This is a genomic window from Bradyrhizobium sp., assembly GCF_035484855.1.
Classification (GTDB): Bacteria; Pseudomonadota; Alphaproteobacteria; order Rhizobiales; family Xanthobacteraceae; genus Bradyrhizobium.
The window spans coordinates 1-11,154 of sequence record NZ_DATHOP010000094.1; the positions used below are offsets into that span (position 1 = coordinate 1).

Consider the following 11,154-nt stretch of genomic DNA (forward strand, 5'->3'; position numbering starts at 1 on the left):
ATCTCGCGCAGCGCCCGGCCTGGCTTCGGGCCGCGGGCAAATTTCCGCGCTTTGCCGACCGCACTGACAAAATCCTGCTCGACGTCGATGTGCCGGGCGACCTTGATGAGGCGGCGCAGGCCTTCGCCGGTCATCAGCACCAGATAGTCGAAGGGCGCCGCGATGAAACGGCGGATCCAGGCCTCGATCGGCGCGGGGTCGGGGGCGTCGTGGATGGCGAACATCGGACATTGCAGCACATTCGCACCCTGCTCGGTGAGCAAGCGGGAGAACTGCGCTTCCTCGCGCGTTTCCAGGATCAGGATGCGGTAGCCGTTCAGTCTGTCAGCCATGGTCGTGGGTAACGCCGATCGCCCGTTGTTTGTTCATCATGCCGCGCCCCGCGGGATTGGCGCAAGGGCGCCGGCGGTGATAGAGCAGGGCCGCGAAATCATCGATCTCTCATCTTCCTCAAGCGCCCTCCATGCCCGATCATCAATATGTGTTGACATTGTCGTGCCCGGATCGTCCCGGCATCGTTTCCGCTGTTTCCACCTTCCTCGCCCATAACGGACAGAATATCCTTGACGCCCAGCAGTTCAGCGACGTCGAGACCGGGCATTTCTTCATGCGGGTGGTGTTCGCCGCCGCCGATCTCGCGGTCAATCTGGCGGCGCTGCAGACCGGATTCGCGGCCATTGCCGAGCGCTTCGGCATGGACTGGCAGATGCGTGACCGCGCCAGCCGCCGTCGGGTGATGCTGCTGGTCTCGAAATCCGATCACTGCCTGGCCGACATCCTGTATCGCTGGCGCACCGGCGAACTGGCGATGATCCCGACCGCCATCGTCTCCAATCACCCGCGCGAGACCTACGCCAATCTCGATTTCGGCGAGATCCCGTTTCATTTTCTGCCGGTGACGAAGGAGACCAAACGCGAGCAGGAGACCGCGATCTGGAATCTGGTCGGCGAGAGCAACACCGATCTCGTGGTGCTGGCGCGCTATATGCAGATACTGTCGGACGAGATGTCGGCAAGACTGTCGGGACGCTGCATCAATATCCATCACTCGTTCCTGCCGGGCTTCAAGGGCGCGCGGCCCTATCACCAGGCGCATGCCCGCGGCGTCAAGCTGATCGGCGCCACCGCCCATTACGTCACCACCGATCTCGATGAGGGCCCGATCATCGACCAGGACGTCGAGCGCATCAGCCATCGCGACACGCCTGACGATCTCGTCCGCAAGGGGCGCGATATCGAGCGCCGCGTGCTGGCGCGCGCGATCCGCTACCACCTGGAGGATCGGGTAATCCTCAATGGCCGCAAGACCGTCGTGTTCATGGATTAGGGCGGCGAGGCCGGCGCCGATCAGTGAACGGGGGCGAGCTCCGACGACGAGGTTTGCTGGGCTTCGGGCGTGGGTGCCGGCTCGAGACGCTTCTTTTCCCGCTCCCGCATCATTTCCTCGTATTTGGCGGTGCCCGGCCGCGGCGGCGCGTCCGGCGGCAGGCCGCCGAGCCACTGCGGAACATAGTCGCCGACGCCTTCCGCGAGCTTCTGGTTGATGGTCCCGCAAGCGCTCAGGCTGCACGCCAGCAGGGCGGCAGCGAGGGCGAGGACAAACTTGCTGATATTGCGGGGCATCTCGAGAAGCGTCGTACCCTGGCGCGGTATGAATCTTGGCAGCCGGATTGGCCCGGTGAGCCTATCCCAAATGGGTAAAATTGGCTTATTCACGGTATAGAGGTATTAAGTTACCTCAAGCCGTGAAGCGGTTTATTGACATGAGCGCGATCCCGCCAACGACAAGGGCACACCCCATGAACACACCCATTGTCGAGATTGACATAGCCGCGCGCATAAGACGCCATGCCGCGCCGATACACGGCCGAAAAATCTGGGCTATGGTGAGGCAAGGGCCGGGGACTCGGTTCGAGGCACGAAACCGATCAGGGAGAGGGTTCATGTTCATGGGTACGAAGATGTTGTCGCGGGCCGCGGCCTTCATGGTGTTCGCAGGCGCAGCAGCCTTGGCGCCGGCGCAGGCGCAGGCGCAGGCGCAGGAGACCGTCAAGATCGGCCTGATCCTGCCGATGACCGGCGGCCAGGCGTCGACCGGCAAGCAGATCGACAACGCGGTCAAGCTGTACATGCAGCAGAACGGCGACACCGTCGCCGGCAAGAAGATCGAGATCATCCTCAAGGATGACGCCGCCGTGCCCGACAACACCAAGCGGCTGGCGCAGGAATTGATCGTCAACGACAAGGTCAATTTGATTGCGGGCTTCGGCGTCACGCCGGCGGCGCTGGCCGCGGCGCCACTGGCGACGCAGGCGAAAATCCCGGAAATCGTGATGGCGGCGGGCACCTCGATCATCACCGAGCGTTCGCCCTATATCGTGCGCACCAGTTTTACCCTCGCGCAGTCCTCCACCATCATCGGCGACTGGGCGGTCAAGAACGGCATCAAGAAGGTCGCGACGCTCACCTCGGACTATGCGCCCGGCAATGACGCGCTGAATTTCTTCAAGGAGCATTTTGTGGCCGGCGGCGGCGAGATCGTCGAAGAGGTCAAGGTGCCACTTGCTAATCCCGACTTCGCACCCTTCCTGCAGCGCATGAAGGACGCCAAGCCCGACGCCATGTTCGTGTTCGTGCCGGCAGGACAGGGCGGCAACTTCATGAAGCAATATGCCGAGCGCGGGCTCGACAAGGCCGGCATCAAGGTGATCGGGCCCGGCGACGTGATGGACGATGACGTCCTCAACGGCATGGGCGATGCGGCGCTCGGCACCGTCACCGCGCATCTGTATTCGGCCGCCCACCCCTCGCAGATGAACAAGGATTTCGTCGCCGCCTACAAGAAGGATTTCGGCAACCGGCCCGGCTTCATGGCGGTGAGCGGCTATGACGGCATTCATTTGATCTACGACGCGCTGAAGAAGACCAACGGCAACACCGACGGCGACGCGCTGATCGCCGCCATGAAGGGGATGAAGTGGGAAAGCCCGCGCGGGCCGATCTCGATCGATCCGGAAACCCGCGACATCATCCAGAACATCTACATCCGCAAGGTCGAAAAAGTCGACGGCGAGCTCTACAACGTCGAATTTGCGACCTTCCCCGACGTCAAGGACGCCGGCAAGACGAAGAAGTGACGGCGAAGCCGTCATTCCGGGGCGCGAGCCTGGGCTCGCGAACCCGGAATCTCGAAGTTGTAGCAAAGATCGTCATGCCCGGGCTTGTCCCGGGCATCCACGTCTTTCTTCGTACAATCGGCAAGGAAGACGTGGATGGCCGGGACAAGCCCGGCCATGACGTTGTAGATATGGCACATCATTTCTGACGCCTCCTGTAGCCGGCTCGTCCCATGACCTCGCTGTTCACCAACCTGTTCGACGGCGTCGCCTATGGCATGCTGCTGTTCGTGCTGGCCTGCGGGCTCGCGGTCACGCTCGGGCTGATGAATTTCGTCAATCTCGCCCATGGCGCGTTCGCGATGGCCGGCGGCTATGTCTGCGCGGTGCTGGTCAATCGGTACGGCTGGCCGTTTTTCGCCGGCCTGCCGCTAGCGTTCGCGTCGAGCGCGCTGATCGGCGTGGTGCTGGAGCGTTCGCTCTACCGTCACCTTTATAGCCGCAGCCACCTTGATCAGGTGCTGTTCTCGGTCGGCCTCGTCTTCATGTCAGTGGCTTCAGTCGATTACATCATGGGATCGTCGCGGGTCTTCATCACCATACCGCAGGCCCTCGAAGGCCAGATCGATTTCTTCGGCGTCGGCATCGGCCGCTACCGGCTGATGATCATCGTGATCTGCGGGTTCTTGACGCTGGCGCTGCAGCTGGTGCTGGCGCGCACGAGATTTGGCAGCCGCTTGCGCGCGGCCGTCGACGACCCGCGCGCCGCGAGCGGGCTCGGCATCAACGTGCCGCAGGTTTTTGCGTTCACCTTCGCGTTCGGCTGTGGGCTGGCCGGCTTGGGTGGTGCGCTGAGCGCGGAGATCCTCGGGCTCGATCCGTATTTTCCGCTGAAGTTCATGATCTATTTTTTGATCGTCGTGACAGTCGGCGGCTCATCCAGCATCACGGGGCCGTTTCTGGCCTCGCTCCTGCTCGGCATCGGCGACGTCGCCGGCAAGTATTACGTGCCCAAGATGGGACCGTTCGTGATCTACACCATGATGATCGTGATCCTGATCTGGCGCCCGAACGGCCTGTTCGGCCGCACCGCCGCCCGTTGAGCGCGCACCCGATGACCGCGCAAGCCGATGTCGGAATTCACGCCAGGGTGCATGCGCGCTGGCACTGGAGCGAGATCGCGTTCTGGATTCTGGCACTCGCCTGCGCCTTTCTGTTTCCGTCGCGCTACCTGATCATGACCGATATCGTGCGGCTGGCGCTGTTCGCGCTGTCGCTCGATCTGATCCTCGGCTATGCCGGCATCGTCTCGCTTGGCCACGCCGCATTCTTCGGCGTCGGCGCCTACTGCGCGGGGCTGCTCGCGCTGCACGGCATCATCACCGAGCCTGTCGTGGCGCTGCTCGCCGCCGGTCTCGTCGCGATGGCGCTCGGCTTTGCCACCAGTTTTCTGGTGATCAGGGGCGCCGACCTTACCCGGCTGATGGTGACGCTCGGGATCGCGTTGCTGCTGGAGGCACTGGCGGAACGCTTTTCCGATATCACCGGCGGCACCGACGGGCTGCAGGGCATCGAGATGGCGCCGATCCTCGGGCTGTTTTCCTTCGACATGGTCGGCAAGGTCGGGTTCTTCTACTGCCTTGCGGTGCTGTTCCTGCTGTTTTTGCTGGCGCGGCGGATCGTGCATTCGCCGTTCGGCCTGTCGCTGCGCGCGATCAAGAACAATCCGCTGCGGGCCGCCGCCATCGGCATCCCCGTCAACAAGCGGCTGATTGCGATCTATACGCTGGCGGCGTTCTATGCCGGGATCGCGGGCGCGCTATTCACCCAGAGCACGCAGCTCGCTTCGCTTGATGTGTTCGCCTTCGAGCGCTCGGCCGACCTGATGCTGGTGCTGGTGATCGGCGGCACCGGCTATCTCTATGGCGGGCTGATCGGCGCCGTGGTGTTCCGGATGCTGCAGGAGGTATTTTCGACGATCACGCCGCAATACTGGCAATTCTGGATTGGCCTGGTGCTGGTGGTGATCGTGCTGGTCGGCCGCCAGCGGCTGCATCGCTGCGTGCTGTGGGCGCCGAACCTGGTGATCCGGCTATTGGCCGGCAGCAAGGCCGCCGTTGTCGTGCCGGAAAGCGATGCGCCATGACGTTCGCGCTGGAAACCAAGGGGCTGGAAAAGCATTTCGGCGGCCTCAAGGTCACCCGTGACCTCTCGCTCAAGATCGAGCAGGGCGCCCGCCATGCCCTGATCGGCCCGAACGGCGCCGGCAAGACCACGGTGATCAATCTCTTGACCGGCGTGCTCAAGCCAAACGCCGGCCGCATTCTCCTTGAAGGCAACGACATCACCGATCTGCCTGTCCATACTCGCGTACTGCGCGGGCTGTCGCGCACTTTCCAGATCAACCAGCTCTACAATGACCTGACGCCGCTCGAGACCATTGGGCTTGCGGTCTCCGAGCGGCTCGGCCGCGGTGGCGACTGGTGGCGGGTGATGGGTACCCGCGACGACGTCAATGCCGAGATCGCCGAAAATCTTTCGCGCTTCCATCTGCTCGATGTCATGAACGAACTGACGGCGACCTTGCCCTATGGCAAGCAGCGCCTGCTGGAGATCGCGGTCGCGATCGCCGCCAAACCGCGGGTGCTGCTGTTGGACGAACCCGCCGCCGGCGTGCCCGAAAGCGAGCGCCACGATATCCTCGCCGCGGTGGCAGCGCTGCCGCGCGACGTCACCGTGCTGCTGATCGAGCACGACATGGATCTGGTGTTCTCGTTCGCCGACCGCATCTCGGTGCTGGTCAACGGCGCGCTGCTGGTCGAGGGCCCGCCGGATGAGGTGGCGCGTGACCCGCGGGTCAAGGCGGTCTATCTCGGCGAGGCCGCCGATGCCTGATCTGCTTACAATCGAGAACCTGCGCGCCGGCTATGGCGAGGCGGTGGTGCTGCCCAACATGTCGCTGCGGCTGCCCGAAAGCCAGGTGCTGGCGCTGCTCGGCCGCAACGGCACCGGCAAGACCACGCTGATCAACTCGATCGTAGGCGTCACCCGCCGCTTCGGCGGGACCATCGCACTTCGTGGGCGGGACATCACGGCGATGCGTCCCGACCAGCGGGCGCGGGACGGCATCGGCTGGGTGCCGCAGGAACGCAATATCTTCAAGTCGCTGACGGTGGAAGAGAACATGACCGCGGTGGCGCAGCCGGGCCCATGGACGGTGGCAAGAGTCTACCAGATGTTTCCGCGGCTGCAGGAGCGCCGCAACAATTTCGGCAACCAGCTGTCCGGCGGCGAGCAGCAGATGCTGGCGATCGGTCGCGCCCTGACGCTGAATCCGAAGGTGTTGCTGTTGGACGAGCCGACCGAGGGGCTCGCCCCCATCATCGTCGAGGAACTGCTGGCCGCGCTCGGCGCCATCACCCGTTCCGGGGGCATCTGCGCCATCATCGTCGAGCAGAATGCGCAAAAGATTCTAGGGCTGGCCGACCGCGTTGTGATATTGGAGCGCGGCGCGATCGTCCATGACGGCCCGAGTGCCGCCCTGAAGGCCGATCCCGCGGTGCTCGAACGCTTCCTCGGCGTCTCCGGCGCTGCCGCACATTGAATTTTCGGAAGTTGGAGTAAAAGCATGCAAAAATTAAGAGCCCCCTTCCGCGCCGACGAGGTCGGCAGCCTGCTGCGGCCGGCCAAGATCAAGGAAGCGCGCGCCAGGCTGGAAAAGGGCGAGATTTCCGCCGAGGACTTGCGCAAAATCGAGGACGTGGAAATCGAAAAGGTCGTGCATCGGCAGTCGTCGACCGGCCTGAAACTTGCGACCGACGGCGAATTCCGCCGCTCCTGGTGGCATTTCGACTTTCTGGCGAAACTGACGGGCTGCGAATTGTTTCACCCCGAGACCGGCATCCAGTTCGCGGGCGTCGAGACCCGGCACGACGCGGTGCGCGTGATCGGCAAGCTCGATTTTCCCGCGGATCATCCGATGCTCGATCATTTCAAATTCCTGAAAAAGCATGCCGAGATCGCGCATGTGATGCCGAAGATGACGATTCCCTCGCCGGCGGTGCTGCATTTCCGCGGCGGCCGCAAGTCGATCTCGAAACAGGTCTATCCCGACCTCGAAGTGTTCTACGAGGATCTCGCCAGGACCTACCGCAAGGCGGTCAAGGCGTTCTATGACGCCGGCTGCCGCTATTTGCAGTTCGACGACACCGTATGGGCCTATCTCTGCTCGCAGGACGAACTCAAGAAGGCGCGCGAGCGCGGCGACAATCCCGACGGCCTGCAGGACATCTATGCGCGCATCATCAATTACGCGATCGCCGAGCGTCCCTCCGACATGACCATCACCACCCATGTCTGCCGCGGCAATTTCCGCTCCACCTGGATTTCCTCGGGTGGCTACGAGCCGGTGGCGGAGACGATGCTGGCCGGCACCAATTACGACGGCTATTTCCTCGAATACGATTCCGAGCGCGCCGGCGGCTTCGAACCGCTGCGCTTCCTGCCGAAGGGCAACAAGATCGTGGTGGTCGGCGTCATCACCTCCAAGAGCGGCGCGCTGGAGAACAAGGACGATATCAAGCGGCGGTTGCAGGAAGCCGCGAAATACGCGCCCCTCGACCAGCTCGCGCTGTCGCCGCAATGCGGCTTTGCCTCGACCGAAGAGGGCAACATTCTCACCGAGGAAGAGCAGTGGGCCAAGCTGCGCCTCGCGGTCGAAGTGGCGAACGAGGTGTGGGGGAAGTAATCACGGTCGTCATTCCGGGGCGATGCGAAGCATCGAACCCGGAATCCAAGGATTCCCAGATGTGCAATTGCACATCTGAGGTTCGCGTCTTCGACACGCAATTGCGTCGTCGGCCGCCACTGCATCATTGTCGCGCAGTCGGGACTGAGCGGCAGCGTGACGCTGGAAGATTTCGTGATACTGGGTCCCCGCACCGGCATCATTCCGCACATCACCGTCGGCAAGGGCGCAATTACGGCGTCGCGATCGACCATCTACGAGGACGTTTCCGCAGGCGGGTTCTGGGGCGGCTTTCCGGCGAAGCCGCGAAAGCGATGGCTGCGCGAGGTGGTCGCTCTCGAGCAACTCGCGGCATCGTCGCGAAGGAGCGCCGAGTCCGCAAAACCTGCCCCCGGGTCCGCCGCCGAACCGGCGCCATATGATCGCGATAGCCAATCGGAAGCGTGAGCTAGCAGCGATGCCTGCTGTCGGCACTCTTCGGAAGTGCCGCAATGCCGCCCGTGCTGCAGGGCGGTGTGCCGTTCCCGCATTTCCATGATTGGGCAGAAGCTGGTAGGACATCGGCTCCGCCGATCGCTGCCCACCCGCTTGTCCCACGCCCGCGTCGCATGAAAAACCCGGAAATCCTCAGCCAGATCACCGAATTCTGCCGCCAGTCGGACATGGCCGAATCGACCTTCGGCCGGCGGGCCGTCAATGACGGCAAGCTGGTGCATCGGCTCCGCGAGGGGAAGCGCATCACCATCGATACGCTGGACCGCATCCAGGCCTATATCGCGGCTTCCTCGCCGGACGGGGTGCCGCCGCGGCGGCTGGAGCCGCCGCCCGAGAAGCGCGATCCCCGGGGCAATTTCCGGTTTTTCGAGAATCGCCAGAAATACCTGCTGTTCGTTCATACCTGCAGCGAAAAGCGGGTGATCGCGGATCGGGTGGCGCTGGAGCTTCCCAGCATCCATCCGCGTCCCCCGGCGCTCAGGGTATTCGATGCCGGCGTCGGCGACGGCACCGTGCTGGCGCGAGTGATGCGCTCGATGCACGGCCGGTTTCCCCACATGCCGTTCTATATCGCGGGCAAGGAGCTCAGCCTGGAGGATGTCCGGTTGACGCTGGAAAAGGTGCCGGACCGGCTGTTCGAGCATCCGGCGACCGTCTTTGTCCTGACCAACATGTATTACGCCGAGGCGCCCTGGCTGACCCCGGCCTCGCCGGTGGCGGCCGCCGGCATGATCTGGCACGAGGTGGCGCTGCGGGGCGCCTCATCGGGCGAATTCGAGGCCCAGATCGCCGAGCTAAAGCCGTTTCTGGAGCAGAACTGGCGGGCCAATGTCAGCCCGCGTTCGGGGATGCCGGTCTATGAGCGGCCGGTCGCCATCGTGCTGTACCGGGAAGACCACCGCTTCCTGCTCGACCAGATCATCCCGCGGGCCGGGCGGACCGAGGCCAATTTCGACCTGATCATCGCTTCCCAGCCCTATCGGGCCAAATCTTCTGTGAATTTCCGGGCCAAGCGTATCATCGCACCCCTGGCCCGGGCGCTGCGGGCCGGCGGCCGGCTGATCGGAATTCACTCCCACGGCCAGGATCCCGGGATGGAGATCATCCAGGCGGTCTGGCCCGGAGAAAATCCTTTCGCGGTGAGCCGCCATGAGCTATTGCGCGAGGTGAAATATGAGCTGGGATCGGCCGGGCGGGACCTTAACTTTAATGCCTATGCCGATAACCGTTCGATCTTCCGCTATGATATGGAAGCGCTGCCCAACGAGGTCACCGGCTCGATCGGAACCTCGACGGCCTTTGCAGCATGGAACGCGGCGGTGTATGTCGCCCAGATCGAAGACGACCGGTTGACGGAAATGACCCAAAGCGGCCGTACGCTCGATGCCGTCAGAGAGGTTCTGCGCAAGCATAACGGGCTCTGGTTTTACGACGAATCCTACGTCATCTCGCGCCGTCGCGACTGACAACTCAGGACATATTGGATAAGGGACCGCCGGGGGTCTGGCGAAACAGGGGTTGGTTGATGCGCGAGTCTTATCTGTTCACTTCAGAGTCGGTTTCCGAAGGCCATCCGGACAAGGTTTCCGACCAGATTTCGGATGCGATCCTCGACGCCTTCATCGAGAAGGACGTCAAGCTCGGCATTGCCGACGACAGCCTGGTCAATACCCGGCTCGGCTGCGAGACGCTGTGCACGACCAACAAGATCGTGATCGCCGGCGAGGGCCGCGGCCAGCTGTTCCGCACCATCCACGGCAAGTCGGTGGTCGACCGCGAATTGATCTCCGAGATCGCGCGCGGCGTGGTCAGGGATATCGGCTACGACCAGAACGGTTTTTCGTATCACGGCGCCGACGTCGAGGTGCTGCTACACGGCCAGTCGCCCGACATCGCGATGGGCGTCGACGCCAAGAAGAAAAAGACCGGCGAGGAAGAGGGCGCGGGCGACCAGGGCATGATGTTCGGCTATGCCTGCAACGAAAGCGAAGTGTACGAAAAAGGTTCGTACATGCCAGCGCCGATCTATTTCGCCCACAAGATTCTCAAGACTCTTTCCGAGAAGCGCCGCAACGGCCAGCTGTTCGACCTGCAGCCGGATTCGAAGAGCCAGGTGACCGTGAAATACGTGGACGGCAAGCCGGTCGGCTGCACCAAGGTCGTGGTCTCGACCCAGCACAACGAGAAGAGCCGCAACGGCAAGAAATATTCGCCCGGCCTGATCAAAGAGATGATCTCCAGCGCGGTCGAGACGGCGCTGCCGAAGGGCTGGATGCCGCAAAAACCATCCGACTTCCTGGTCAATCCGACCGGCAATTTCGTGGTGGGCGGACCCGACGGCGATTGCGGCCTCACCGGGCGCAAGATCATCGTCGACACCTATGGCGGCTATGCCCCGCATGGCGGCGGCGCGTTCTCCGGCAAGGACCCGACCAAGGTCGATCGCTCGGCCGCCTATGCCGCGCGCTATCTCGCCAAGAACGTGGTGGCGGCGGGCCTTGCCGAGCGTCGCACCATCCAGGTTGCGTATGCGATCGGCGTCGCCGATCCGATGTCGCTGTTGGTGAATACCCACGGCACCGGCAAGGTCGACGAGAAGAAGCTCGAAAAGGTGCTGCCGGAAATGTTCCGGCTGACGCCGACCAACATCCGCCGCTCGCTGGAGCTGAACCGCCCGATCTACCGCCGCACGGCGTCCTACGGCCATTTCGGCCGCGCGCCCGAATCGGACGGCGGCTTCTCATGGGAGAAAACCGACCTCGCCGCCGCGCTGAAGCGGGCGATGTGAGATGAACG

Annotated in this window: 13 protein-coding genes; 10 read left to right on the plus strand and 3 right to left on the minus strand. The window is 63.3% G+C overall.

Features of this window, described 5'->3' with window-relative positions:
* The coding region (locus tag VK804_RS10625; protein ID WP_325370735.1) for a uroporphyrinogen-III synthase at nt 1-332 on the minus strand (332 nt) is incomplete at its 3' end.
* 131 nt (nt 333-463) lie between these two features.
* Here VK804_RS10625 and purU point away from each other — a divergent pair.
* On the plus strand, nt 464-1,327 hold the full coding sequence (gene purU, locus VK804_RS10630) for a formyltetrahydrofolate deformylase (RefSeq protein WP_325370737.1): 864 nt from the start codon (nt 464-466) through the stop codon (nt 1,325-1,327).
* A 20-nt stretch (nt 1,328-1,347) separates the two neighbouring features.
* Here the strand turns inward: purU and VK804_RS10635 are convergent, their stop codons facing one another.
* Nucleotides 1,348-1,623: a hypothetical protein gene (locus VK804_RS10635; RefSeq protein ID WP_325370740.1), complete on the minus strand. Its 276-nt coding sequence runs from the start codon at nt 1,621-1,623 to the stop codon at nt 1,348-1,350.
* A gap of 320 nt (nt 1,624-1,943) precedes the next feature.
* Between VK804_RS10635 and VK804_RS10640 the strand changes: the two genes are divergently transcribed.
* Nucleotides 1,944-3,137, plus strand: coding sequence for an ABC transporter substrate-binding protein (locus tag VK804_RS10640; RefSeq protein WP_325370742.1), 1,194 nt, complete (start codon nt 1,944-1,946; stop codon nt 3,135-3,137).
* Between the two features lie 11 nt (nt 3,138-3,148).
* On the opposite strand, the gene VK804_RS10645 is transcribed toward VK804_RS10640, so the two are convergent.
* A complete protein-coding gene (locus VK804_RS10645; protein WP_325370744.1) occupies nt 3,149-3,319 on the minus strand; it encodes a hypothetical protein in 171 nt (56 codons plus the stop codon).
* A 30-nt stretch (nt 3,320-3,349) separates the two neighbouring features.
* Between VK804_RS10645 and VK804_RS10650 the strand changes: the two genes are divergently transcribed.
* From VK804_RS10650 to metK, 8 genes are all read left to right on the plus strand, one after another.
* Nucleotides 3,350-4,219, plus strand: coding sequence for a branched-chain amino acid ABC transporter permease (locus VK804_RS10650; RefSeq protein WP_325370746.1), 870 nt, complete (start codon nt 3,350-3,352; stop codon nt 4,217-4,219).
* An 11-nt stretch (nt 4,220-4,230) separates the two neighbouring features.
* On the plus strand, nt 4,231-5,262 hold the full coding sequence (locus VK804_RS10655) for a branched-chain amino acid ABC transporter permease (protein ID WP_325370748.1): 1,032 nt from the start codon (nt 4,231-4,233) through the stop codon (nt 5,260-5,262).
* The gene (locus VK804_RS10660) at nt 5,259-6,011 is read left to right on the plus strand and encodes an ABC transporter ATP-binding protein (protein ID WP_325370751.1); all 753 of its coding nucleotides are present in this window, start codon (nt 5,259-5,261) and stop codon (nt 6,009-6,011) included. The genes VK804_RS10655 and VK804_RS10660 overlap by 4 nt, the downstream gene beginning before the upstream one ends.
* Entirely contained in the window at nt 6,004-6,720 is a 717-nt protein-coding gene (locus VK804_RS10665; protein ID WP_325370753.1) for an ABC transporter ATP-binding protein, read from the plus strand. Before VK804_RS10660 ends, VK804_RS10665 begins: the two co-directional genes overlap by 8 nt.
* Before the next feature lie 24 nt (nt 6,721-6,744).
* On the plus strand, nt 6,745-7,863 hold the full coding sequence (locus tag VK804_RS10670) for a cobalamin-independent methionine synthase II family protein (RefSeq protein WP_325370755.1): 1,119 nt from the start codon (nt 6,745-6,747) through the stop codon (nt 7,861-7,863).
* Between the two features lie 174 nt (nt 7,864-8,037).
* Nucleotides 8,038-8,310 (plus strand): hypothetical protein, encoded by a 273-nt coding sequence (locus VK804_RS10675; protein WP_325370757.1) that lies wholly within the window; start codon nt 8,038-8,040, stop codon nt 8,308-8,310.
* A 161-nt stretch (nt 8,311-8,471) separates the two neighbouring features.
* Complete coding sequence (locus VK804_RS10680; RefSeq protein WP_325370759.1) at nt 8,472-9,824, plus strand: hypothetical protein; 1,353 nt, start codon at nt 8,472-8,474, stop codon at nt 9,822-9,824.
* 59 nt (nt 9,825-9,883) lie between these two features.
* The gene (gene metK, locus VK804_RS10685; protein ID WP_325370761.1) at nt 9,884-11,146 is read left to right on the plus strand and encodes a methionine adenosyltransferase; all 1,263 of its coding nucleotides are present in this window, start codon (nt 9,884-9,886) and stop codon (nt 11,144-11,146) included.
* Nucleotides 11,147-11,154 lie beyond the last annotated feature (8 nt).